The organism is Polynucleobacter arcticus (assembly GCF_013307205.1).
GTDB lineage: Bacteria > Pseudomonadota > Gammaproteobacteria > Burkholderiales > Burkholderiaceae > Polynucleobacter > Polynucleobacter arcticus.
Genome location: NZ_CP028940.1, coordinates 487,254 through 511,120 on the forward strand (window position 1 = coordinate 487,254; position 23,867 = coordinate 511,120).

Annotated in this window: 21 protein-coding genes, 1 tRNA gene, 1 other RNA gene, 1 pseudogene and 1 riboswitch; of the genes and pseudogenes, 15 read left to right on the forward strand and 9 right to left on the reverse strand. The window is 46.9% G+C overall.

Features of this window, described 5'->3' with window-relative positions:
- Positions 1–17 precede the first annotated feature (17 nt).
- Both oxc and DN92_RS02600 read right to left on the reverse strand, forming a co-directional pair.
- Positions 18–1,727, reverse strand: a complete 1,710-nt coding sequence (gene oxc / locus DN92_RS02595) for an oxalyl-CoA decarboxylase (protein WP_173959785.1) — start codon at positions 1,725–1,727, stop codon at positions 18–20.
- Between the two features lie 212 nt (positions 1,728–1,939).
- Positions 1,940–2,557: a Crp/Fnr family transcriptional regulator gene (locus DN92_RS02600; protein ID WP_173959786.1), complete on the reverse strand. Its 618-nt coding sequence runs from the start codon at positions 2,555–2,557 to the stop codon at positions 1,940–1,942.
- A 70-nt stretch (positions 2,558–2,627) separates the two neighbouring features.
- Positions 2,628–2,842, forward strand: a riboswitch (cobalamin riboswitch).
- Between the two features lie 148 nt (positions 2,843–2,990).
- Here DN92_RS02600 and DN92_RS02605 point away from each other — a divergent pair.
- From DN92_RS02605 to DN92_RS02640, 8 genes and pseudogenes are all read left to right on the forward strand, one after another.
- Positions 2,991–5,108 (forward strand): TonB-dependent receptor, encoded by a 2,118-nt coding sequence (locus tag DN92_RS02605; protein WP_173959787.1) that lies wholly within the window; start codon positions 2,991–2,993, stop codon positions 5,106–5,108.
- A gap of 10 nt (positions 5,109–5,118) precedes the next feature.
- Positions 5,119–6,024, forward strand: a complete 906-nt coding sequence (locus tag DN92_RS02610; RefSeq protein WP_173959788.1) for an ABC transporter substrate-binding protein — start codon at positions 5,119–5,121, stop codon at positions 6,022–6,024.
- Positions 6,024–7,001 (forward strand): FecCD family ABC transporter permease, encoded by a 978-nt coding sequence (locus tag DN92_RS02615; RefSeq protein WP_173959789.1) that lies wholly within the window; start codon positions 6,024–6,026, stop codon positions 6,999–7,001. The genes DN92_RS02610 and DN92_RS02615 overlap by 1 nt, the downstream gene beginning before the upstream one ends.
- On the forward strand, positions 6,998–7,759 hold the full coding sequence (locus DN92_RS02620) for an ABC transporter ATP-binding protein (RefSeq protein WP_173959790.1): 762 nt from the start codon (positions 6,998–7,000) through the stop codon (positions 7,757–7,759). Before DN92_RS02615 ends, DN92_RS02620 begins: the two co-directional genes overlap by 4 nt.
- Positions 7,760–7,810: 51 nt before the next feature.
- Positions 7,811–8,095: a hypothetical protein gene (locus tag DN92_RS02625; protein WP_173959791.1), complete on the forward strand. Its 285-nt coding sequence runs from the start codon at positions 7,811–7,813 to the stop codon at positions 8,093–8,095.
- Positions 8,076–8,297 (forward strand): annotated as a pseudogene (locus DN92_RS10720) (cell division protein ZapA); the annotation flags it as partial. The gene DN92_RS02625 and the pseudogene DN92_RS10720, both read left to right, overlap by 20 nt.
- Positions 8,298–8,399: 102 nt before the next feature.
- Positions 8,400–8,618: non-coding RNA, 6S RNA (gene ssrS, locus DN92_RS02635), on the forward strand.
- Positions 8,619–9,437: a sulfite exporter TauE/SafE family protein gene (locus tag DN92_RS02640; protein ID WP_173959792.1), complete on the forward strand. Its 819-nt coding sequence runs from the start codon at positions 8,619–8,621 to the stop codon at positions 9,435–9,437.
- 19 nt (positions 9,438–9,456) lie between these two features.
- Here the strand turns inward: DN92_RS02640 and DN92_RS02645 are convergent, their stop codons facing one another.
- From DN92_RS02645 to DN92_RS02670, 6 genes are all read right to left on the reverse strand, one after another.
- Complete coding sequence (locus DN92_RS02645) at positions 9,457–10,980, reverse strand: malonate--CoA ligase (RefSeq protein WP_173959793.1); 1,524 nt, start codon at positions 10,978–10,980, stop codon at positions 9,457–9,459.
- Positions 10,981–11,018: 38 nt separating this feature from the next.
- Positions 11,019–11,927, reverse strand: a complete 909-nt coding sequence (locus DN92_RS02650; RefSeq protein WP_254598362.1) for a Bug family tripartite tricarboxylate transporter substrate binding protein — start codon at positions 11,925–11,927, stop codon at positions 11,019–11,021.
- Positions 11,928–12,132: 205 nt separating this feature from the next.
- On the reverse strand, positions 12,133–13,437 hold the full coding sequence (locus DN92_RS02655) for a malonyl-CoA decarboxylase (RefSeq protein ID WP_173959795.1): 1,305 nt from the start codon (positions 13,435–13,437) through the stop codon (positions 12,133–12,135).
- A 128-nt stretch (positions 13,438–13,565) separates the two neighbouring features.
- Positions 13,566–14,363: a prolipoprotein diacylglyceryl transferase gene (lgt, locus tag DN92_RS02660; RefSeq protein ID WP_173959796.1), complete on the reverse strand. Its 798-nt coding sequence runs from the start codon at positions 14,361–14,363 to the stop codon at positions 13,566–13,568.
- A 19-nt stretch (positions 14,364–14,382) separates the two neighbouring features.
- Positions 14,383–14,847 (reverse strand): DNA polymerase III subunit chi, encoded by a 465-nt coding sequence (locus tag DN92_RS02665; RefSeq protein ID WP_173959797.1) that lies wholly within the window; start codon positions 14,845–14,847, stop codon positions 14,383–14,385.
- 18 nt (positions 14,848–14,865) lie between these two features.
- Positions 14,866–16,461 (reverse strand): leucyl aminopeptidase, encoded by a 1,596-nt coding sequence (locus DN92_RS02670; RefSeq protein ID WP_496430661.1) that lies wholly within the window; start codon positions 16,459–16,461, stop codon positions 14,866–14,868.
- 124 nt (positions 16,462–16,585) lie between these two features.
- On the opposite strand from DN92_RS02670, the gene lptF reads away from it, so the two are divergent.
- The 3 genes from lptF to DN92_RS02685 all read left to right on the forward strand — a co-directional run bounded on the left by lptF (position 16,586) and on the right by DN92_RS02685 (position 19,861).
- Positions 16,586–17,701: an LPS export ABC transporter permease LptF gene (gene lptF, locus DN92_RS02675; protein ID WP_173959799.1), complete on the forward strand. Its 1,116-nt coding sequence runs from the start codon at positions 16,586–16,588 to the stop codon at positions 17,699–17,701.
- Positions 17,698–18,852: an LPS export ABC transporter permease LptG gene (gene lptG, locus DN92_RS02680; protein ID WP_173959800.1), complete on the forward strand. Its 1,155-nt coding sequence runs from the start codon at positions 17,698–17,700 to the stop codon at positions 18,850–18,852. The genes lptF and lptG overlap by 4 nt, the downstream gene beginning before the upstream one ends.
- Positions 18,853–18,919: 67 nt before the next feature.
- Positions 18,920–19,861 carry a CysB family HTH-type transcriptional regulator gene (locus DN92_RS02685; RefSeq protein WP_173959801.1) on the forward strand — a complete coding sequence of 314 codons (942 nt, stop codon included), beginning with the start codon at positions 18,920–18,922 and terminating at the stop codon, positions 19,859–19,861.
- Between the two features lie 42 nt (positions 19,862–19,903).
- On the opposite strand, the gene DN92_RS02690 is transcribed toward DN92_RS02685, so the two are convergent.
- A tRNA-Leu gene (locus DN92_RS02690) sits at positions 19,904–19,988 on the reverse strand.
- Between the two features lie 141 nt (positions 19,989–20,129).
- Between DN92_RS02690 and DN92_RS02695 the strand changes: the two genes are divergently transcribed.
- The 4 genes from DN92_RS02695 to DN92_RS02710 all read left to right on the forward strand — a co-directional run bounded on the left by DN92_RS02695 (position 20,130) and on the right by DN92_RS02710 (position 23,859).
- Complete coding sequence (locus tag DN92_RS02695; RefSeq protein WP_173959802.1) at positions 20,130–20,849, forward strand: YebC/PmpR family DNA-binding transcriptional regulator; 720 nt, start codon at positions 20,130–20,132, stop codon at positions 20,847–20,849.
- Between the two features lie 48 nt (positions 20,850–20,897).
- Entirely contained in the window at positions 20,898–22,175 is a 1,278-nt protein-coding gene (purD, locus tag DN92_RS02700; RefSeq protein WP_173959803.1) for a phosphoribosylamine--glycine ligase, read from the forward strand.
- A gap of 126 nt (positions 22,176–22,301) precedes the next feature.
- On the forward strand, positions 22,302–23,153 hold the full coding sequence (gene hemF / locus DN92_RS02705) for an oxygen-dependent coproporphyrinogen oxidase (protein WP_254598363.1): 852 nt from the start codon (positions 22,302–22,304) through the stop codon (positions 23,151–23,153).
- A 16-nt stretch (positions 23,154–23,169) separates the two neighbouring features.
- Positions 23,170–23,859: an adenylyltransferase/cytidyltransferase family protein gene (locus tag DN92_RS02710; protein WP_217426039.1), complete on the forward strand. Its 690-nt coding sequence runs from the start codon at positions 23,170–23,172 to the stop codon at positions 23,857–23,859.
- The last annotated feature ends 8 nt before the right edge of the window (positions 23,860–23,867 follow it).

Sequence of the window (23,867 nt, forward strand, 5' to 3'; positions counted from 1 at the left end):
TAATCGTTACCGATAAATTACTTCTTACCAGCAGCAGTAGATGGATTTAAATTCGTTAAACGTCCACTTTCTGTACCAGCAGTTTCATCAATCACAGCGTTAATCAAAGCAGGCTTACCTTCAGCGATAGCCTTAATCAATGCTGCTTCCAATTCCGCGGGAGTAGTGACGTAATAGCCAACACCACCGAATGCCTCAATCATCTTGTCGTAACGGGCATTCTTCACGAATACAGTTGGCGCTACATCTGCACCACCGGTTGGGTTGACATCAGTACCGCGGTACACACCGTTGTTATTGAAAACAACTGTAGTAATTGGTAAGTTGTAGCGACAAATGGTTTCTAATTCCATACCGCTAAAGCCGAAGGCGCTATCACCCTCAACAGCAACAGTCGGCAAGCCACTCGTCACCGCTGCGCCAATCGCATAACCCATACCAATACCCATGATGCCCCAGGTACCGGAGTCGAAACGCTTACGTGGTTTATACATATCCACAATGGCACGGCAATAATCGAGAGTATTTGCACCTTCGTTTACCAAGTTCACATCCGGGTTTTGCTTGATCACATCACGAATAGCGCGCAGTGCGCCATGGAAGTTCATTGGTGAAGCTTCTTTGGCCAATGTTTCTGCCATCTTCGCCATGTTTTTGTCTTTTTTCTCGTTGATCGCACTGATCCACTCATCAGCTGGTTTTGGTACCGCTGCAATTCCCTTCAAGAGCTCACCAACGCATGAACCAATGTCACCGATTAATGGTGCGTCGATTTGTACGTTGCTATCCACTTCGTTTGCTTGAATATCAATTTGAATAAATTTCTTAGGATCCTTGCCCCAAGTCTTACCCTTACCGTGTGCCAGCAACCAGTTCAAACGCGCGCCTACCAACAACACGGCATCGGCTTCAGCCAATACGAATGAACGAGCTGCAGAAGCAGATTGCGGGTGATTATCTGGCAACAAACCTTTAGCCATCGACATTGGTAAATAAGGGATACCAGACTTTTCAATCAAAGCACGAATATCTGCATCTGCTTGTGCATAAGCAGCGCCTTTGCCCAAGAGGATCAATGGGCGCTTAGCACCCTTCAATACATTCAATGCGCGCTCTACAGCATCAGGCGCAGGAATTTGACGTGGAACTGGATCGATTACCTTGAAGATGGATTTTTTAGCTTCTTCAACAGGCATTGTTTGAGCCAACAACTGTGCAGGCAAGTCCAAATACACGCCACCTGGACGACCAGAGACAGCCGCACGAATTGCACGAGCAAAACCAATGCCGATATCTTCGATATGGTTGATACGATATGCCGCTTTGCAATACGGCTTAGCTGCATTGAGCTGATCCATCTCTTCGTAATCGCCCTGCTGCAAGTCAACGATTTCACGCTCACTCGAACCAGAAATCAAAATCATCGGGAAGCAGTTCACCGTAGCATTCGCTAGCGCTGTCAAACCGTTCAAGAAACCAGGCGCTGACACAGTCATGCAGATACCAGGCTTTTGAGTCATGTAACCTGCAATCGCTGCAGCGTTACCAGCATGCTGTTCGTGACGGAAACCAATGAAGCGCAATCCTTCAGCTTGGGCTAAACGGCATAGGTCGGTAATTGGAATACCTACTAGACCAAAAATGGTGTCTAGGTCATTTGCTTTTAATGCATCAATGACGAGGTGAAAGCCATCAGTGACTTGTGTATTTTGATTGTCTGTTGTCATAGAATTTTTGTAGTTAATTACACCGCCCGAACGTACAACCTGTACGGTGCAATTTAGCTTTCGCCAACTGTCTCCAATTAAGTTATTAGTGGTGCCACGGGTACCTAGAAAAATCCCCGTCAAGGCTGAATAGAATCTTAGGGCTGGGGGTGGAGATCATCATTGACTTCGGTCAATTTCCCCTGAAATCCAGCTGTAACTAGGGTTTCTAGTTAAATAAAAAGCTCTTTGTGCTTTGTTTTTAAGCGACTTAAAGTCTCTGGGGATAGGTTGAGGTAGGCTGCCAGCTCCTTTTTAGGGAGTAACTCGAATAAGTCCTCGTATTTGCGCAAGAAACGCTCTACACGGCCGGGCGCATCAAGCATATGCAAAGTGATGGTATGAGCCATGATCTCACTCATCAAGCGCATCACCTCAAACTCAAAACTCTCTTTTAAAGGCTTATGGGCATCTAAAAACTCAGCCCACTTCTTAAGGGGCATGCGAGCAACACGAGCCTTGGTTACGCAAGCAATGCTATATGGAGCGGCCGTCTTGAGCCGCCAAGCTGCGTAACTCGTCTCAATATCTTTCTCGATAGCAAAACGCAAAATCATCTCTTTTGCATCAGCACTGGAGACGATCCGCTTCAAAATTCCGTCGAGCACGAAGTATTGCTCCATCTGATGGTCACCTTGATGGAGCAGGATCTCTGATTTTTTGAGGTCCGAGATTACCAAATAGCGCTCTAATTCAGCCATGGACTCCGGATCCAAGCTATTGAGCACTGAATTTTGGCTCAGCTGCAAACGAATCAGGTTTTTTTCGGGGTGCTTATCTAACGCAGTCATGAATCCTTAATCCTAGAGAAAGCATTGTAGGCTTTTTTAACCCTTTAATCAGATTCGAAGCTAGCCTGTGATAGAATAGCGGGGTAGTGGTGCTTTATTGCAGTGCAATAAAGTTAAACGGGAAACACTAAACGTGTGCTGCCCCCGCAACGGTAAGTAAATACACCCTAACTTTTAGGTGAGGATGTGAGGAGTCTGAGTAAGCCACTGTGCGTGTCAATTGCATGGGAAGGCCAGATTCTGAGATTTACTAGCCCGGATACCGGCCAAGACAAGTGGAATTTTGCGGACGGGGATCTTCGCGCGCTAATGAAGCATCCCATGCCCGCACGGCAGGGATGACCAATTGACGCCTGAACTCTCAAATGTGAAATTCTGTTCGACCCAGCTTACGGGGAAGTGAGCTAGGTAATTCGAAGGCAGAAAGTTCACCATGAAACAGCAGTTCAGTAGTAAAACTCTAGTCGCCCTTCTTTGCGGCGCAGCAACAACATTCAATGCAGTAGCTCAAAACTCACAATCGACAGTCATCGTCTCAGGATCACGATTTGAGGAGAACTTAAATGAGGTTCCAGCAAATGTACAGGTCATTACACGGGAAGAAATTGCTGAATCAACATCAAGCAATATTCCTGACATCTTGTCTCAAATAGGCGGTTTAAATGTCAGAAATACCGCTGGTGGGCAATTAAATCTGGGCGCCACAGTTGACATGGGTGGCTATGGACCAACAGCAAGCAGCACGACGCTTGTTTTGATCGATGGCCAGCGAATTAATGCTATCGATTCATCTAGCGTATCTTGGGAATCTATTCCGCTAGACTCAATTAATCGTATTGAAATATTACGTGGTGGTGCAAGTGTTCAGTACGGCAATGGAGCCTTAGGGGGAGTTATTAACATCATCACCAATGGTGGAAGTAAAAATCTCAATCAAGCATCTACCAGCTATGGAAGTTTCAACACCCTAGTTAACAATGCCATTTTTAGAAATACCGTTGACCAAACCACATTGCAGTTGAGCGCCAATACTTCCAATACCAGTGGTTGGCGGCAGAATTCAGCCGCAAATGCATATGCATTTGATGCAAAAGTAACTCAATCCCTAGGTGGAAAAGATAACGTCTACGCCGACGTCTTTTACAGCTACTCAAATCAACAAATGCCGGGAGGCACTCTAGGGCAAGTTGGTCAAGGGAATCCACAGCTTGCCAAATTCAATAACATTGGCTCAGGAAATACCGTCAGCAATACCGGCTTTAGAGCCGGCATTGCAAAAGAATTAAATGGTATGTTCAACCTAGAGGTAGATGGTTTTTATAGCAATAAAAATACTTTTTTTAATCAACCGTATTACTCTACTGCCGCATCAGGTGTTGGTGACTACCCCACCATCAGCCCCTCCTTCACAAATTATGGAGGTTGGCAGGCTAACTTCAGTCCTCGTATTAAAGCCAACTTTGGCTCATTGGGAACCAGCATCTTGGGGTATGAATTTAACAAAGCGAGTCAGTCCTCGGGTAGCAACTATAGTTCTGTCATAAATGCAGCTGCGGATAGAGCCTACCCGCCTGGACCATATGGTGTCTCAAGTCTTCCACTCCAAAGCTCAACCAGTGCAAGCCTCTATAGCCAGTCGGTGTACTTTATTGGAAAGCTACCAGTTGTTAATGGTCTTGACTTTGATGGGGGTTATCGATATCAAACGCAAAGTGCAAGCGCTAACGGAGTTAGTATCTGGAGAGGGACTACCAACGCCAATCCCAGTCAAACCTACTCGGCCAATGCTGGGGACGTAGCACTCAACTTTAAGTATCTTGACGGGCAGCGGGTTTACATCAAGTGGAATCAATCCTATCGATTTCCTAATGTAGACGAATTTTGGGGTTGGTCTAGCGCTGGAGGGAGTCCGCAGTTTGGAGGAATCTTAAGACCTCAAACTGCACAAACTTATGAAGTTGGTGGAAATTGGCGCGTACTGAAAACCAATTTGACTGCATCAGTTTTTACTTCAGTTTCTCAAAACGAAATTTTGTATAACCCCGCTACCTTTAATAACTCAAACTCACCCTACAACATTAATAGAAATGGAGCGAACTTAAATATTCTCACGGCATTCACTTCAAAGCTTTCATTTGGTGGTGGTGGAACTTTACAAAACGCTTTTTATGCTAACGGACCCTACCAAAATCAAGCTATTGCACAGGTACCCAATTTGCTACTAAACGCTAGAGCTACTTATGCACTTACCAGTAATTGGTCACTTGGTGGTGCAGTGAACTATGTGAGCAATCAGCGCTATGATGCCGCACCTGCCTATTACAACAGCCTTAATGTCATGCCCTCATATACGGTTGCGGATGTTTATGCAAACTATAAAGCTGGAAATTGGGAGACCCGACTCACCGTGAAAAACGTTGGAAATGCACAATACTCAACATACGGAGGTTATGGTTTCGTCCAGCTACCCGATAACAGTAGTGGTAATAGCTACTACTATTACGCCAACGACCCTAGGTCAGTTTTTGTAAGCGCTAAATATAACTTCTAGATCCACAAAGATGAATATAAACGTGAAGTCCGCGACTCGCTCCTGCTATTTTGCGATCGGGGTTGCTTTATTTTTAATGGGCGCCTCTTTGGTAGTTTTTGCAGTCCCTGTTTCGGTTATGGATGATCGGGGTGTTGCAGTGGTATTTGATAAACCTCCCCAGCGTGTCGTTAGTCTCTTACCCTCTCTCACTGAATCAGTTTGCGCTTTGGGTAAATGCAGTGCTTTAGTTGGAGTCGACCGTTTTTCTAATTGGCCAAAATCAATTCAGGATTTACCCAAGCTGGGTGGCATAGGAGATGTCAATATTGAGCGTATTGTGCAACTCAAACCAGATGTTGTTTTGCTGGAGAAGGCCTCACCTGTTATTGCACGCCTCAATGGATTGGGTATTAAAACTTTTTCACTCGATATTAAGTCTATGGGTGATGAAGAGCGAGCACTTAAAAAACTGGATGCTGTTTTGGGTACTGCAGAGAGCGGGCGTGTGTGGAATCAAATTCAACAACAGGTCATGCGTGCTCATAAGCAAATCTCCTTTAATGGAAAAGATATTCGCGTATATTTTGAAGTCAACCCAGCACCATTTGCTGCCGGAAGAAATTCTTTCATCGGTGAAATACTGTCACAACTCAATTTGATCAATATCATTCCCGAGTCGCTAGGGCCATTCCCAAAGATTAATCCTGAGTTTGTGGTGCAGGCTAAGCCTGATGTCATTCTACTTACCGCATCCACCGCTACTGAAGTTCAGAAGCGTCCAGGATGGGGCTCTATTCCAGCCGTTTCAAAAAATCAAATTTGTGTATTTACCAGCGAGCAAAATGACATCTTGGTACGCCCTGGCCCCCGTATGGGTGAGGCGGCGCTGATTATTTCTGGGTGCATTCAAGAGAAGATGTCATCATCTCGGTAATGCAGAATAATTATTTCCTAGCCAAACTATTGAGCCTGCTGATTCTGAGTGCAATCTTAGTATTGCTCGGAAGTCTAGTGGGTAGCACAGGCACTGCATGGAATACATTGGGTGCTGATCAAACTATTCTTTTTGATATTCGACTACCCCGATCGTTGGGCGCCTATCTGGCTGGTGCCTTATTGGGTCTTGCAGGAGGTATTGCGCAAAGCTTGTTTCGCAATCCATTAGCTGATCCCTACTTACTGGGTAGCGCATCAGGGGCATTGTTTGGAGTGGGGATCATGCTCTGCTTCGTCTATATTGGTAATTCCTGGTTGGAGATAATTGGCTTAAATGGCGGCGCTTTTATTGGGGCCTTATTCGGAGTGCTAGCCTCCCTACTTTTGGCTGGTGGCTACGGTAGCTCTTTACGTCTTTTGCTATCTGGCGTGGTGATTAGCGTCATCCTAGGAGCCGCAAATTCTATATTCACATTCGTGCGTCCTGATCTCTTGCAAAGCATTCAGTCTTTTATGCTGGGTAATACGACACTAATCAGTTGGTCTGGTGTGGTCATCATGGCAATTGCTTTAATACTTTGCTTACTCGTCACCCTCGTTATCAGCCCTGTACTAGATGCACTATCGCTAGGTGAAAATACTGCCCGCACTTTGGGTTTGCCTCTAAATCAGTTACGTCTAATCTTGATTGGCATTCTTGCTCTTGCGACTGGCTGCGCTGTTGCGCAAACTGGCTTAATCGCTTTTGTTGGACTAGCTGCACCACATTTAGTCAGAAAACTTGCTAATGGTCGACAACGGGTGCAAATTTTGCTCTCCTGTCTTGGCGGTGGGATTTTATTGCTGAGCTCCGATCTGATTGCCCGCACCCTCTTTGCGCCGATTGAAATTCCTGTTGGCGTAGTCACTGCAGTCATCGGCGGCCTATATCTGCTGATCCTACTAAGGCGAACATCACTTGGGGGGCGCCCATGAAAACCCGCCAGCTCAATATTTATAGAGGTCCATGTGCGATTCTCACTAATCTCAATTTAGATATCCCCCGAGGGAAATGGACCAGTGTTATCGGCCCCAATGGCGCGGGCAAATCCTCCCTCTTACAAGCGATGGCTGGCCTACTCAAGTGGGATGGCTCAATCACTATTGATGAAGTGAATTTTTCCTCATACTCACAAAAAGATCTGGCGAAGAAAGTTGCCTGGCTTGATCAAGGCTCAAATACAGCAGATGAACTTGGCGACTCTCTCAGCGTATACGACACTGTCATGTTGGGGCGCCTACCTCATCAAGGATGGTTGCACCTGCCTTCTGAAGCTGACCATACTTCAATTGAAAAAGCCTTGCAGCAGACCGATGCCTGGCATTTACGACATCGCTTATCCCAAGCGCTCTCTGGGGGAGAGCGTCAGCGAGTCCTATTAGCAAGGCTTCTTGCTGTGGACTCTGACATCCTACTCATGGATGAACCACTAGCTAATTTAGACCCCCCTCATCAAGCCGATTTTATGAAATGGCAACGAGATTTAATGGGTCAAGGCAAGACCTTGGTGACTGTTTTGCATGAGATTCACTTTGCCTTGAGAGCAGACTATCTCATCATGCTGAATAAAGGCAGTCTGCATTTTCAAGGTTCCAGCCAAGATCCCAAAACACACCAAGCCCTAATGGCGCTGTTTGATGGCCGTATTCGCCTAGAAAAGCTAGGGAATGATTGGGTGGCCTTGCCAAACTAACCTTTGAAACAGGAGTTTCACAAAGCTTTTTCCTAAGGCTACAATGCCTATATGTCTGAGCACACCCCTCACTTCCCAAGCGAATCAAGCGAACCGGATTCAATAGATGCCGCATTACAGAGGCTGTCTAGAAAAGTTCAGCTCCTTGCGGATGCTGTAAAAGCACTGCATCAAGATCGCAGTCAGCTTGAAACGAAGATTGAGGATGCGCAAAAACGAATTCAGCATATTTTGAGTCGCTTGCCAGAGCAGAGTGATGGACGTCAATTGAACTTACTCGGCGAGCCCGCTGCACCAACAAACCCAGAGGATGACAATGAGCCAACAACGCATTGAAGTAACCCTCGCCGGTCAAAAAATTACCCTAGCTACAAGCACTGAACATGAGCCCTTACTGCGCGCAGCGTGCATATTGGTAGATGAACAAATTCAGCTAGCAGTCAATGGTGGTAACCGCAGCATTGAGCGCGCCAGCATGATGGCTGCCCTGAAGATTGCTGGCGATCTCATTAAGTTACAAACAGCACCTCAAGCAACAACAGCATCAAGTGCATCCTCCAATACTGATGCCGACGAGATCACTCGACTCCGCAATGAAATTCATTTGCTGGAAGATCAGGTGGATGCTTTGATGCAAACCCTTTCCCTGCCTGGTTCGCCAAGGCCAATAGTTCCTTGAACCGATGCGCAAGCATCAGGAACGATCTTTACCTTGTGGGCGTGAGCGTTTCGAATCTACACAGTGGCAGCCTCGCGCTGTTTACTCCCTGAGCTCCTTAATGCACCCGAAACAGAGTAGCCGTTCCACCTTGAACCTTAGGGTTCAGGATGACGGCCTAGCGGCTAAGGCGGGGAATTCATGTCAATAGCTGATATCACCATGCTGATGTTGTGCGGTAGCATCTCTGGCTTTTTAGCCGGACTTCTTGGCATTGGGGGCGGGATGATTTTGGTGCCCTTCATGATTGTGGTCTTCAATCATTTAGGATTTGGTCAAAATGTCATCGTCCATATGGCGATTGCAACGGGTATGGCAACCATCCTCTTCACTACCACTTCCGCTATCTGGGCACATCACAAACACAACTCGATCGACTGGAAGTTGGTTGCCGCACTCAGTCCTGGGTTAGTGATTGGTAGCCTCGTTGGCGGTAGCGAAATCTTTGAGGCAATCAACACTTCTTGGCTGTCTTTATTTTTTGCGATATTTATCGTGTACACCTCGATTCAGATGATCATCAATAAAAAACCTACTGCCGGACGAGAGTTGCCGGGCGCACTAGGTCTTTTTTCTTTCGGGGCATTTACGGGTGTTATTGCCAGCTTAGTTGGCGCTGGCGGAGCATTCATCACCGTGCCATTCATGCTCTGGTGCAATGTCAAGCCACATACTGCAATGGCTAGCTCTTCGGGTCTGGGGTTTCCGATTGCAGCAGCCGCAACCATCGGCTACATGTATGGAAGCTGGGGTAATCCCAATCTTCCAGAAGGTTCATTAGGGTTTGTTTATGTTCCTGCAGTGCTCTGCATTGTGGCACTCAGCATATTCACTGCCCCACTCGGCGCGAAAATGGCAAGAAAACTCAATGTCGCACAGCTAAAGCGCATTTTTGGGATCATGCTGTTTATGCTTGCAGCCTTCATGTTTAATGAAAGCCGCAAAGCATTTGGTTACTAAGGCAGTATTTTTACCGCCCTTAGTTGGTGTATTGCTGACGCAAAATATTCTTTTGCACTTTACCCATTGCGTTACGTGGCAAATCAGAAACGATTTCTAAGCGCTTCGGAATCTTAAAGTTGGCAATTTGGGTTTTCAAAGTAGCAATCATGGCTTGCGCATCTAACTTAGCGCCAGCTTTCGGCACTACTACCGCCATCACTGCCTCGCCAAAATCTGGATGCGGGATACCAATGACAGCACTTTCATCCACGCCATCCATATCGTCAATAAAACTCTCGATTTCTTTTGGATAGACGTTATAGCCACCAGAGATAATCAGATCCTTACTACGACCAACGATACAGAGGTAATCCTGAGGCGCATTGCCGCCGTTGGCAGCACCACCCCAGCGACCGACGTCACCCGTCATGAACCAGCCGTCTTTGGTAAATTCTTCGGCAGTTTTTTCTGGCATGCGCCAGTAGCCCTTAAATACATTCGGGCCTTTAACTTGAATACTACCAATTTCATCTACGCCGCAGGGCTTGTTATTTTCATTGACTACGCGCACCTTGACACCAGGCAGCGGAAGGCCAACGGAACCACCAACACGATTACCTTTGTAGGGATTTGAAACTAGCATCACGGTTTCACTCATGCCGTAGCGCTCAAGAATAGGTTGACCAATTACCTCTTTAAAGGTGTTAAACGTTTCAGTAAGCAAGGGTGCGGAGCCAGAAACAAACAGGCGCATATTACGAGTGACATTTTTATTGAAGCCCTTGTCTGCAAGCAGGCGTACATAGAATGTAGGAACACCCATCATGACAGTAGAGTTGGGCATGTGATGAATGAGTTGCGCTGTATCAAGACGTGGCAACCAAATCATTTTGCTACCATTGATCAATGCGCCATGAGCCGCAACAAATAAACCGTGGACGTGGAATATCGGGAGGGCATGCAATAAGACATCGCCTTTTTTCCAACCCCAAAACTTTTGTAGTACTTGTGCATTACTTCCCAGGTTCTTATGGGTGAGCATGGCACCCTTGCTGCGTCCGGTTGTGCCTGAGGTATATAAGATGGCCGCTAAGTCGTCATCTTTCACGGCAACAGTTTTGAACTTGTCGCTTTGACCAACAGCACGCTCCAACAAAGTGCCCTTACGATCTTCATCCAAGGTAAAGACATGCTTAGTACCCGTCTTAAAAGCTACCTTAGATACCCAAGAGAAATTCTTACTGCTGCAGACTACGACTGCAGGTTCAGCATTTTCCAAAAAGTATTGAATCTCTGCCGCTTGATAGGCAGTATTGAGAGGTAGATAAACATAGCCGGCCTTTACGGTAGCTAAATACAGAAAGAGTGCTTCAGGTGATTTTTCAACCTGCACAGCAATGCGAGATCCCGCTGGTAGCTTAAGACCCTTTAACAGATTCGCCATTTTGGCTGTAGCTCGCTCTAGATCACTCCAGGAGTAATACAGGCCATCATGGGTTTCTAATGCACAAGATTGCTTATCTTTGGGAAAACCTTTTTCCAGTACAGAATATAAATTCATTTAAGCCTCAAATTAAAACCAGCAAATTAAATCAAATATTAGTCAAGCTTAGCACCAGAGGCTTTAGCCACCGCAGCCCAGCGCTTGATATCCGCAGACACAAACTTACCAAATGCATCACCAGAAAGCGTTGGAGTTTCAGAGCCGTTGTTAGTCCAGATTGCCTTGAGTTCTGGCGTATTAACTGCTTTTTGAACTTCCGCAATCATCTTGTCGACGATGGGCTGCGGAGTTCCTTTAGGAGCAAACAAGCCATACCAAGTCGCAACCTCGTAACCCACTAAACCAGCTTCAGCAGCGGTAGGTACATTCGGAAATCCAGGTGCGCGTTTTTGTGAGGCTACCGCTAATGCAACGATAGTGCCATTTTTGATTTGAGCAGCCGAAGATCCCAAACCATCAAACTCTAAATCTACTTGGCCTGCAATCAGATCTTGCATTGCTGGGCCTGCGCCCCGGTAAGGTATGTGCGTAATAAAAGTCTTGGTCAGCATTTTAAATTGCTCGCCAGCCAAGTGATGTGTAGAGCCATTGCCAGCACTAGCGTAGTTGAACTTGCCTGGGTTCTTTTTCAGGAGCTCAATGAATTCTTTTAAGTTTTTGACTTGTACATTTTTTGGATTTACCACAATCACTTGTGGTGGGCTAGCAATCATCGCTACAGGAATGAAGCTTTTCTCGATGTCGTAATCCAGGTTGGGATACATAGAGGGGGCAATAGCATGATGAGCAGCGCCAACAAAAAAGCTATATCCATCTGGAGCCGCTTTGGCAGCAATAGAGGCACCTACTGTACCGCCAGCACCACCACGGTTATCAATAATAATTTGCTTGCCCAATTGCTTGGTCAGCTGGTTTGCCAAAGGACGGGCAAAAGCATCAGTACCGCCGCCAGCAGGAAAGGGCACCACAAAGGTAATGGGTTTGTTTGGCCACTCTTGAGCCATTACAGCCAATGGAGCTGCGCAAATAAAAAAGAGTGTCTTCTTCAAAAAACTGAATGAGACTGCGGAATATGAATTTACTGCAGTAGACATGCTTATTTCCTGTATTTTTCCGGCTATTGGGCCGGTTTAATCTTTGTGGCTAATTTTTGAACCCCTCATTCTAAGGGACTTGCGAAATTCATCAGAAATTAGCCTAGCGCTCAGGCTAGGATGCCATTAAGCGACCTACTGCCCTGGAATAGACAATTTCACCATTAGCAAAGCGCTCGTGGTTATCTTCCACACTGCCTAGGTCATAGAGATAATTCACCATCAGGCCAGCGGATTGACGCAATCCTTTACGAGATAAATCGCCTGCCCAGTTAATGAGGTGCAACTTGGCGCCATTACCCAGATGGAACTTCGCAACTGGATTGCCATCTCGCCCAGTAGAGGCCAGGCCCAAATAGATACTGGCCAAGGTTAATAAGGCCTCTTTTTCTTTCTCAGAAGCCAAATCGGGATGCCAGCCACCCGCCAATCGCTCAGTCCAAGATTGACTCTCGAGCTTTAGTACGGCCAAAGCCGTATCTCGCGCTAGCTTGAGAGCGGGCTTCAATCTATCCGCAGGCACACCAGCACCTAAATTCCCACCAGCAGCAACCCAATCCATAAAGCCCGGAATGGGCGATAAAGTCACAAACGTTTTTATCCCAGGGAATTCTGCATGCAGCTGCTCAGCCACCCTCTTAATTAAAAAGTTGCCCATCGATACGCCGCGAAGACCAGGCTCGCAGTTGCTAATCGAATAAAAAACAGCCACTTTAAATTGAGAGACTTGATCAACTACCTCTGCTTTTTTATCCACTAATGGTGTAATCACCGTCGGGATTTCTGGCAGCAGGGCAACCTCTACAAAAATTAAGGGCTCACTGGGAAGTTGGGGGTGGAAAAAAGCAAAGCAGCGACGATCAGGCTGCAAGCGACGACGCAAGTCATCCCAACCATCAATAGCATGAACTGCCTCATGCTTGATTAGCTTCTCCAGCACTTCTGCGGGGGACTTCCAGTCAACCCGATGCATTTTTAGAAAGCCGGGATTGAACCAAGAGGATAGGACGTGACGTAAATCAAAATCCACTGCAGCTAACTCTGGTTTTTTATCCAATAGTTGCAGCAGGTCGCGACGCATTTCCACAACGGCGGCAGTACCTTGACTCGCACGATTGAGGCGACGGAAAAATTCTTGGCGAGGAGATTCGACAACTTTTTGAAGCTGAATGTAATTACGCGCACTGGAATCAGCAACGAAATCTTGCGCAGCCTTCAAAACTGCATCGGCTTGTGGATGGAGTTTTTCAAAAAGATAGGTAAAGAAAGATACGTACTGATCTTTAGCCAATTTGCGATAGTTGTTCACTACATCATCAGCCATGCTGAGGGCATTAGATTCGCCTCGCTCTGAGATCAGGCGTTTGATCGCATTGTTTGCCTTAGATAAATTGCGGGCTTTAGTTAACTTTTCCAGCATGGTTGGCTTTCAATTGAGTTGAAAATAATCAGAAATTGGGCAAGCTCAGGCAAAAGGTGGATGTTTTAGTCAGTTGAGTCAATTTTTAAGAAATTAACTACAAAAGACCCAAAAAAACCCAGTTTTAACTACTGATAAGTGCCATTTTTCGTATTCACCCTAACTATAAGGTAAATTCCGAAAATGATCATGGGCACAGAAAGCCACTGCCCCATCGTCAGGCCGAGACCTAATAGACCCAAGAAGGCATCAGGCTCTCGAGCAAATTCAGCTAAGAAACGACAAACGCCATAGCCCAGTAAGAATAATCCTGAAATCTGCCCCAACCCTCGAGGTTTGCTGGAATAGATCCACAGAACAATACCCAAGCAGACTCCTTCACCCAGTAGCTGGTAAATCTGCGAGGGATGGCGTGGAATAGAGTCGATCATCGGAAAAACCATAGCCCACGGCAAGTCAGTTGGCCGACCCCACAGCTCGCCATTAATGAAGTTCCCAAGCCGACCAAATGCTAGGCCAAACGGAACCAGTGGGGCAACCAGATCACTCACAACAAAGAAGGAGACTTTGCGACGGTAAGCGAACCAAAGTAATGCCAGCAAGACACCTAAGAGACCGCCATGAAAAGACATGCCGCCTTCCCAAATTTTGAAGATGCTCAGAGGATGTGTGAAATAGTACTCTGGCATATAGAACAAGGTGTAACCCAAGCGTCCCCCCAGTACCACACCTATTACACCAGCGAAGAGCAGATCCTCGAGATCCTTATAAGTCCAACCCAAGGATTGATATCTCGGAGCGCGTATACGCAGACGGCCCAATAAAAGAAATTGAGCAAAGGCCAAGAGATACATCAGCCCATACCAATGAATAGCAAATGCACCAATACGAATTACGGCAGGATCGAATTCGGGATGAATCAACATACAGGGGTATGCCTAGCGATCATGCTTTAGATTGATCGAAGTTGTGCAGCTCATGACCTAAGTCACGATAAGCCTTATAGCGTTCGCGACCGGCGAGGCGCTCCGCTTCATTGATAGTCACAACCTCAACAACACGGGGAAAGCGTGCAAGCAAAGCAGGTACATCTTGAGGCATTTGCATGCCCAAATGGATCAAGACATCTGCATGGGGCAGTTGATTCAGAGCAGGCGATAAAAAAAGGTCTGTCAGTACGACTGGCGTATCGATTGCTGTCTCATCCTCAATAAAGCAATGTGGCAAGAAATCCGTTGCGCTAAATGTCCAGAGGATTTCATCTAACTTTTTGAGGTCTGCCTTCGCGCCCACCATCACAATATTGCGAACTGGCTCACCAACAGGTGTAGCGCTCCAGATCTTGCGTGTTAAGCGACACGCATATTCCAGCTTATCGCTGACATTGCTATGAAAATCGATGCGAGCCATCCCTGTCGTCTTCCGCTTTTACTTTTGCTCAAGCAAATAATTTACGAGCAAGGGTACAGGGCGACCCGTCGATCCTTTAGCGGCACCACTCTTCCAAGCAGTGCCTGCGATATCTAAGTGAGCCCATTTATATTTCTCAGTAAAACGCGACAAGAAGCAGGCTGCAGTAACGCTTCCAGCTGGGCGTCCGCCAATATTCGCCACATCCGCAAAATTGGATTTCAGTTGCTCATGGTATGCCGCGTCTAAAGGTAGGCGCCACACAGTATCCAAAGAGGCATGACCCGCCTGAGTCAGTGAATTTACTAAATCCTCATCATCAGAAAATACGCCACTGTGCACATGACCCAATGCAATGATGCAGGCACCAGTTAAGGTGGCTACGTCAATGACTGCCTTAGGCTTAAAGCGCTCAACATAAGTTAAGGCATCACACAAAATCAAACGGCCCTCAGCATCGGTGTTGAGAACTTCAATAGTTTGACCCGACATACTCTTCACAATGTCACCCGGACGAGTAGCTTGACCTGAGGGCATATTTTCGCAAGTTGGAATAACGCCAATGACATTCTTTTTCAGCTTCATTAGGGCAGTGGCGTACATTGTGCCAATCACAGATGCCGCGCCGCACATGTCGTACTTCATCTCATCCATCGCCTCACCAGGCTTCAAAGAAATGCCACCGGTATCAAAGGTAATTCCCTTACCCACCAATACGATTGGGGCTTCACCCACTTTTCCACCTTGGTGACGCATCACAATAAATTGGGGTGGTGTATCAGAGCCTTGGGCTACTGATAAAAACGAACCCATACCTAAGGCTTCAATTTGTTTACGACCTAGAACTTCAACCTTCAATCCTGTCTTTTTACTTAAGCCTTGCGCTGCTTTCGCCAAGTAGGTCGGTGTGCAAACATTCGGAGGCAAATTACCCAAGTCTTTGGCTAAGTTCATACCCTCAACCATCGCTGCACCTTCAGGTACCGCCCCCTTTAATTCCTTGGCACATGCATCATTACCAGCGAAGGTGAGGTGAGTAAAGGCATCAGCCTTGTCTTTAGCCTTAAATTTCATTGCAGGCTGACGAACTCCAAAACGGTAGGCTTGATCACCCGCATACTGAACTGTCAAACGCACTTCTTCGGCAATAAAGTGAGCGCGATGACCCAAAGCAAAGCTCGGGATGAACCACAGCGCATTTTGAATCGATCCACCGCTCAACTGCTTTAAAGCTGCGCGAGCGATTTTGGAATAGGCATTCAAGTTGCGCGCACTCGCGGGCGCAATATCTCCCAAGCAGACCAACAGAATACGTTTCACCTTGACTCCGGCTGCAGCCCAGGTTTTTTCGGCACGCATCACGCAAGTAGATGCCGGCTGGCTATCTAGATCTCCCACCACGCTAGCATGGCTAACTGAGCCGCCCAGTAAGCGGTCTAACTCAACCAGAAGACCAGATTTGGATTTTGTGGCTGCCAAAGCATCTAAATCCGCTTTTGAATAGGCTAAAACCAAGCAATCGGAGTTCTGCGCTAATAAGATAGCTAGACTCTCCCTGATGTGCTTAGGGTTATTTACATCAGCTTGGGAAAAAATCTTGGTGCTAAATTGAATAGTCATCTTGTCTTACAGTATTTTTAAGTCGATTCAAGGGGAAAAACGGATATTTATCCATTATCCTCCGACATGCAGGTTCACATCTTGAGTGGGCCAATAACAGCTACCCCACTATCCATTCATGATCTTTCACCAAGCCCTTCGCCGCGAACTCAGTTTTACGACTGGTGGCGTCTTTTTGGTCTTGGTGACCATCATGATTACCACCCTGGTCATCCGAATTCTAGGTTTTGCAGCTAATGGCGCGGTTAATCCCGAGGATGCCTTAGTGCTGATAGCGTTAGCCACTATTGGCTATATGGCAGTACTGCTGACCGTATCTCTTTTTGTGGCAGTCTTGATAGTGTTAGTGCGTTGGTACAAAGATTCAGAAATGATTGTTTGGTTTGCCAGCGGCTTAAGTATTGCCAGCCTCATTCGACCGATACTCCGTTTTGCAACACCGCTCATTGTCATCATTGCCTTATTGGCTCTTTTCGTCTGGCCTTGGGCCAATCGCGAATCCACCATTATTAGTCAACGCTTTAAACAACGCAGCGATGTTTCTATGGTTGCTGCAGGCCAATTTAGAGAGTCAGCAAAGGCGGAGCGCGTATTTTTTATCGAAGAATTGGATGTCGATAAAGGTGAAGTAAAGAATATTTTCTCTGCTGAAACTAAAAATGGTCGCCTTAGTGTTGCCGTTGCCTCCACAGGATTTATTGAGAATGCAGCAGGTGGCGGAAAATCGATTGTGCTAAATAATGGTCGCCGCTATGAAGGATTGCCCACACAGCCAGACTTTCGCATCTTAGAGTTCGCTGAATACGTTACTAATATCCGCAACAAGGATGCCCTAGAGCCACCACCACGCGACCGCGAAAAAACGGTCATGGAGCTACTCAATGAGCAAAATCCTCGGCAGCTAAATGAAAGTCGTGCTGAGCTGCTTTGGCGCGTTGGTTTACCTCTGATGGCATTGGGCCTAGTATTGATTGCCATCCCACTTGCCTATGTCAACCCGAGGCTAGGCAACTACACAGCGATGTTTTATGCGGTGCTGATTTATCTTATCTACAGCAATCTACTCAACCTCTCGCAAAATTTTGTATCGCAAGGGAAGATTCCTGTTTTTGTGGCTGCATGGCCCATACATGCTTTAGCTTTTACCATTGCCTTTTTACTGATCCGGAACCGCATCAACCCGTCCTTAAAGTGGTGGCGCCGTCAATTACCTTCATTTTTGGCCAATAGATGAAATATCTATTTCCCTACATTTTCGAACGCTATATAGCAAGACAGATCTACGGGGCCTTTGGCTTCATTCTTTTCGCACTGGTTGCGCTATTTTTATTTTTTGATATCCTCAGCGAACTTGGCTCAGTCAAGGGTCAATACACTCTGCCACTGGCCCTCCTGCATGTGTTATTGAAAGCACCTAGTCGTATTTCGGAGATCATCCCCATTGCTGGTTTAATTGGCAGTATTTACGTGTTTGCTATGTTGGCCAGTCAATCCGAGTTCACGATTTTGCGAATTGCGGGTTTAGATGTGCGCAGAGGCCTGAAGACGTTGGCCAAAATTTCCCTCCCCCTGATTATCTTCACTTTAGTGATGAGTGAATGGCTAGGGCCCTACACCGAAAACCTCTCTGACCAAATCCGCATGAGAGCTTTGGGCTCGTCCTATAGTGCGCAATTTAAAACTGGGGTTTGGGTAAAAGATCGCTTGCGAGATGAGGCCGGCAGTGGACCAGTTCGGCCTGGTGTGCGCTACGTCAACGTTGGCAATATTGCACAAGACAATGAGATCCAAAATATCCGCATGTACGAGTTTGATGATGCCTATCGACTTCTCTCCATTCGTAGCGCGATATCTGGGCGCTTTGATCAAGCGGGCACTTGGACCTTGAATGATGTCACCGAAACTCGTTTTAAAGAAAACAAGCAAGCAGATCCATTAAATCCGGTCTTCTCAGCACACACTTTTACTCACCCTATCGTGAGCCTAGACTCTGAAGTCACGCCTCAGATTTTGAGCGTTCTTTTAGTCAGCCCTGAAAAAATGTCCATCTTGAGTTTGGGTCAGTTTATCTCCCACCTCAGAGACAATAAGCAGGATGCACAACGTCATTCGATTGCGTTCTGGAAAAAAGTAATTTACCCATTCACAATTTTTGTGATGCTGGTATTAGCTTTGCCATTTGCTTACCTAAAAGTCCGCTCCGGTAGTGTTGGAATCAAGGTGTTTGGCGGGATCATGCTGGGCATGAGCTTTCAGCTGTTTAACTCACTATTTTCCAACGTCGGACTTCTAGGTGCATGGCCCACCCTCCTGACGGCACTAACGCCGCCTTTGCTGTACTTCGTACTGGCATTGGTGGGTTTGCGCTGGGTCTCTAAAGCTTAATACCTCAAAATCATATAGAATTTAATTCCTATATCGCTGGCGATATAAAGAATGGAATGGAATCGATATGAACTTGCACCAATTTCGCTTTGTACGTGAGGCCGTTAGGCAGAATTTCAATCTCACCACCGCCGCTAAGGTCCTATTTACCTCACAGCCAGGGGTCTCTAAAGCCATTATTGAATTGGAAGATGAGTTGGGCGTCGAAATCTTTCGCCGCCACGGCAAACGTATCCGCTCACTTACCGAGCCTGGTAAGCGAATTCTAGTTTCTATTGAGCGAATTCTGGATGAAGTGGAAACCTTGAGAAGAGTCGGCAAAGACTTTGCTAGCCAAGATCAGGGTAGCTTTGTGATTGCCACCACCCATACTCAAGCCCGCTATGCATTACCCAAAGTCTTGACAGAATTTACCAAGCGCTTTCCAAAGGTACGCGTCAGCATTCAACAGGGTAGCCCGGGACAAATTGCCGAACTACTCATTCATGATCGAGCAGATATTGCGATTGCAACGGAAGGCATTGCAAACACGCCAGGCGTATTAGCTTTGCCGGGATATCAATGGCAACACGTCGTCATGGTGCCGCTGAGCCATCCACTGCTCAATCAGTCGGCAATCACCTTAGAAGAAATTGCAAAGTACCCGCTCATCACCTACGACAAAGCATTCGCAGGTCGTAGCAAGATTGATGCCGCTTTCGGACTGCGCAATCTGACTCCCGATGTGATTTTGGAGGCGATTGATGCAGATGTCATTAAGACTTATGTTGAGACTGGCATGGGTGTCGGTATCGTGGCGGGTTTAGCATACGATGCAGATCGGGATCGTAATCTGAGAGTCATTCCAGTTGGGCACTTGTTTGGAAATAACGTCACGCATCTAGGAGTGAAGCAAGGCGCCTATCTGCGCTCTTTCGTCTACACCTTTATCGAGCTGTTCTCACCTACCCTCACCAAAAAAATTGTTGAGCAGGCAATGAATAGCGAGTCAGAAACTTACGAGATTTAAAGCTTTGCGCATCTCGCGGCGTCGGTAACAGCCTATTTGAGATGGTGCCCCGGGGCGGACTTGAACCGCCACGCCTTGCGGCACCGGATTTTGAGTCCGGCACGTCTACCAATTCCATCACCGGGGCAGGTGTTTGCAGTGGAAAAACTGCATTGAAGCAAACTAAGAGGTGAGAGTGTAACAAAAAAGTAGTAAGAGTCCCATTATTGAGCTGAGAAGCCCTTAAAATGACTTCCTCAAGCCACATTACACAAAAGGACTTACCCGTATGGCCGGCCATTCGAAATGGGCCAATATTCAGCACCGCAAAGGACGTCAAGACGAAAAGCGCGGCAAGATTTGGACCAAACTGATTAAAGAAATTACGGTTGCAGCTAAATTAGGCGGCGGCGATATCGCTACAAACCCACGTTTACGCCTAGCAATTGATAAGGCTAAAGATGCCAACATGCCGAATGACAACGTGCAACGGGCAATTCAGCGAGGCACCGGCTCCTTAGAGGGCGTGAATTATGAAGAAATTCGTTATGAGGGTTATGGCTTTAATGGCGCCGCCATCATCGTGGATTGCTTAACGGATAACCGCACTCGTACCGTTGCCGAAGTGCGCCATGCATTTGCAAAAAATGGTGGAAATATGGGTGCCGAAGGTTCTGTCGCATTTATGTTCAAACATTGCGGTCAAATGTTGTTTGCTCCAGGCACGAATGAAGATCTACTCATGGAGCTCGCGCTGGATGCAGGCGCTGAAGATGTCATCACGCATGATGATGGCTCACTTGAAGTACTCACCCCAGTCCCTGAATTTCCTAAAGTACAAGATGCACTCAGTAAAGCAGGTTTAAAAGCAGAGCTAGCAACCGTCACGATGCGCCCCGAGACTGAGACTGAACTCGAGGGTGACCAAGCTGAAAGCATGCAAAAACTATTGGATGCGCTGGAGAACTTAGATGATGTCCAGGAAGTTTTCACAAATGCATCGCTCTAAGCCTTTAATTACTTTAATGTCATTTATCAACGTCTTTATTAGCTCCTTATGAAAATTCTTCTGATTGGCTCTGGTGGCCGCGAACACGCTCTTGCTTGGAAGCTGGCCCAATCCCCAGAAGTACAAACCGTCTATGTAGCCCCTGGTAATGGCGGCACTGCCACTGCAAAACAAACGGCAGCCGGCATTCAGAACCTTCCCATCTCCGATCTTCAAGAGCTGGCAGACTTTGCTCAGCGTGAAAAAATCCATCTCACAGTAGTTGGACCTGAAGCTCCCCTTGCAGCAGGCATCGTCGATGTATTCCGCAATCACGGTTTACGTATTTTTGGACCCACTCAGCTGGCTGCACAATTAGAATCCTCTAAAGATTTTTCTAAAGCATTTATGAAGCGGCATGGCATTCCCACGGCGGAGTACCAGACATTCTCAAATATTTTAGAAGCCCATGCTTACATTGATGCTCAAGGTGCGCCAATCGTTATCAAAGCGGATGGACTTGCCGCCGGCAAGGGTGTTGTCGTTGCAATGGATCTAGCAGAAGCCCATGCCGCGGTCGATATGATGCTGGCCGACAATAAGCTAGGCAATGCTGGTGCACGCGTGGTGATTGAAGAATTTTTGATTGGTGAAGAAGCGAGCTTTATTGTTCTGGTCGACGGCAAACAGGTTTTAGCTTTAGCCACTAGCCAGGATCACAAACGCTTACTCGATGCTGATCAGGGCCCGAATACTGGCGGTATGGGCGCATACTCGCCAGCACCTGTAGTTACCCCAGAAATTCATGCGCGCGCATTACGCGAAGTCATCATGCCAACGGTCAAAGGCATGGAGGCTGATGGCATTCCCTACACCGGCTTTCTCTATGCGGGCTTGATGATCTCCCCAGATGGCAAGATTAAGACCCTAGAATTTAATTGTCGTATGGGTGATCCAGAAACACAGCCCATCATGGCGCGCTTGCGTAGTGATTTAGTCAAAGCACTGGATCATGCGGTCGATGGCACCTTAAACGAAGTGGAATTAGATTGGGATCGTCGCACTGCATTAGGCGTGGTACTCGCAGCCCATAACTACCCCGATACCCCGCGCAATGGCGATGTGATTACCGGCATTCCTGCCGATACCGAAGATCAACTAACCTTCCATGCGGGTACCAAACTACAAGATGGCAAGCTAGTCACCTCCGGTGGTCGCGTGATGTGTGTAGTGGGTTTATCTGACACAGTTCGCGGCGCACAACAAAAAGCTTTTGAAGCTATCTCTCAAATCCAATTTGATGGCATGCAATATCGCAAAGATATTGGTTATCGTGCAGTGAAGTAATTACACTAATTTTGATCATTCAACACAAAGCACCTTTCATCCTTGTCATCTCCTGAGCGAACTCAAATCCATATTGCAGACTTAAAAGAGTATTTTTTGGGCCTGCAAGCACGCATCACCACAGCAATGAGTGCATTGGATGGCAAGGCATTTATGGTCGATGCCTGGGAGAAGCCGGAAGATAGCAAGCTAAAGGGTTATGGTCGCACCTGCACTTTAGATGGCGGCAAAATTCTCGAGAAAGGTGGCGTGGGGTTCTCTCACGTTCGTGGCGATCAGATGCCTCCTTCTGCATCACATCATCGCCCAGAACTGACGGGACGCAGTTTTGAGGCCATGGGTGTTTCTGTCGTGTTTCATCCACATAACCCCAAAGCACCCACAACCCATATGAATGTGCGCTGCTTTATTGCGCAAGCTCCGGATAAGGAACCTGTTTGGTGGTTTGGTGGTGGCTTTGACCTTACTCCTTACTATGGCGTCGATGAAGACTGCAGGCACTTCCATCAGACAGCTAAAGACGCCCTAGATCCATTTGGCGAAGATTTGTATCCCCGTTTTAAAAAATGGTGTGATGAGTATTTTTATCTCAAACACCGTGAAGAGCCTCGTGGTATTGGTGGTATCTTTTTTGATGACTTTAATAGCTTGGGTTTCGAGCAAAGCTTTGCGATGACACGTGCCGTGGGTGATGCCTTTATTGATGCTTATTTACCGATTGTGGAACGCCGCTATAAAGAGAGTTTTACAGCCGAAGAAAAAGCGTTTCAGGAATACCGGCGTGGCCGCTATGTGGAATACAACTTGATATTCGACCGCGGGACCATTTTTGGCCTGCATTCCGGTGGACGTACCGAGTCTATCCTGATGTCGATGCCACCGGTAGTACAGTGGTGGTACAACTGGCAGCCAAAACCTGGCACACCTGAGGCTAAGCTTTATGACTATTACCTTAAGCCGCGCGACTGGCTAAACTAACTTGATATCGCACCATTTGGACACAATAAAAAAAATTGGCATTCTGGGCGGCACGTTTGATCCACCCCATCTTGGCCATCTCAAGCTGGCAACCCATTTTGCAAAAATTCTGCATCTGGATGAATTGCTGCTCATTCCGAGTGGGGAACCCTGGCAAAAAGAATCTAGCATCACGCCTGCTGAGCTTCGCTTTAAGATGACTGAAGCGGCTGGCGTAGATTTAGCTATTGAATTTCTCCAACTCAACATACCAACGCGAATTAGCACTGACCGCATAGAAATGAATCGACCTGGGCCCAGCTACACACTAGATACGGCTAAAGCTCTCAGGGAGCGTTTTGGGCCTCAGGTCAACCTAACTTGGTTAATGGGGGCAGATACTCTTTTGAACTTACCAACTTGGAACTCTTGGGATCAATTGCTGAATTATCTGAATTTCGCAGTAGCTAGCAGACCTCATCATTCACTTTCGGCGGAAATCAGCCTTGAAATGAAGGTCTTACTAGAAAAGCATCAATGTATTGATGCGGATGCCCTTGCAAAAAGTCCTTTTGGCCGCATCTACTTAGATAACAGTCTTTCGGTCGATCTTTCCTCAACGCAACTCCGCGATCAACTGAAAAGTTTGGCCCGAAGCACGATTGCCTCCGAGCATATCCCTTCTCACGCACTAGAAATCGTTACAAATTTGGATCTGTACAAATAATCAGACTA

What these genes read in the sequence shown, in the direction of transcription:
- hemF (WP_254598363.1), top strand. Translation starts at nt 22,302, where the DNA reads ATGAGTGCATTGGATGGCAAGGCATTTATGGTCGATGCCTGGGAGAAG.
- lgt (WP_173959796.1), bottom strand. Translation starts at nt 14,363, where the DNA reads ATGTTGATTCATCCCGAATTCGATCCTGCCGTAATTCGTATTGGTGCA.
- DN92_RS02645 (WP_173959793.1), bottom strand. Translation starts at nt 10,980, where the DNA reads ATGAATTTATATTCTGTACTGGAAAAAGGTTTTCCCAAAGATAAGCAA.
- DN92_RS02605 (WP_173959787.1), top strand. Translation starts at nt 2,991, where the DNA reads ATGAAACAGCAGTTCAGTAGTAAAACTCTAGTCGCCCTTCTTTGCGGC.
- DN92_RS02615 (WP_173959789.1), top strand. Translation starts at nt 6,024, where the DNA reads ATGCAGAATAATTATTTCCTAGCCAAACTATTGAGCCTGCTGATTCTG.
- DN92_RS02685 (WP_173959801.1), top strand. Translation starts at nt 18,920, where the DNA reads ATGAACTTGCACCAATTTCGCTTTGTACGTGAGGCCGTTAGGCAGAAT.
- DN92_RS02650 (WP_254598362.1), bottom strand. Translation starts at nt 11,927, where the DNA reads ATGGCTCAAGAGTGGCCAAACAAACCCATTACCTTTGTGGTGCCCTTT.
- oxc (WP_173959785.1), bottom strand. Translation starts at nt 1,727, where the DNA reads ATGACAACAGACAATCAAAATACACAAGTCACTGATGGCTTTCACCTC.
- DN92_RS02620 (WP_173959790.1), top strand. Translation starts at nt 6,998, where the DNA reads ATGAAAACCCGCCAGCTCAATATTTATAGAGGTCCATGTGCGATTCTC.
- DN92_RS02665 (WP_173959797.1), bottom strand. Translation starts at nt 14,847, where the DNA reads ATGGCTCGCATCGATTTTCATAGCAATGTCAGCGATAAGCTGGAATAT.
- purD (WP_173959803.1), top strand. Translation starts at nt 20,898, where the DNA reads ATGAAAATTCTTCTGATTGGCTCTGGTGGCCGCGAACACGCTCTTGCT.
- lptF (WP_173959799.1), top strand. Translation starts at nt 16,586, where the DNA reads ATGATCTTTCACCAAGCCCTTCGCCGCGAACTCAGTTTTACGACTGGT.
- DN92_RS02625 (WP_173959791.1), top strand. Translation starts at nt 7,811, where the DNA reads ATGTCTGAGCACACCCCTCACTTCCCAAGCGAATCAAGCGAACCGGAT.
- DN92_RS02610 (WP_173959788.1), top strand. Translation starts at nt 5,119, where the DNA reads ATGAATATAAACGTGAAGTCCGCGACTCGCTCCTGCTATTTTGCGATC.
- DN92_RS02600 (WP_173959786.1), bottom strand. Translation starts at nt 2,557, where the DNA reads ATGACTGCGTTAGATAAGCACCCCGAAAAAAACCTGATTCGTTTGCAG.
- lptG (WP_173959800.1), top strand. Translation starts at nt 17,698, where the DNA reads ATGAAATATCTATTTCCCTACATTTTCGAACGCTATATAGCAAGACAG.
- DN92_RS02640 (WP_173959792.1), top strand. Translation starts at nt 8,619, where the DNA reads ATGTCAATAGCTGATATCACCATGCTGATGTTGTGCGGTAGCATCTCT.
- DN92_RS02695 (WP_173959802.1), top strand. Translation starts at nt 20,130, where the DNA reads ATGGCCGGCCATTCGAAATGGGCCAATATTCAGCACCGCAAAGGACGT.
- DN92_RS02655 (WP_173959795.1), bottom strand. Translation starts at nt 13,437, where the DNA reads ATGCTGGAAAAGTTAACTAAAGCCCGCAATTTATCTAAGGCAAACAAT.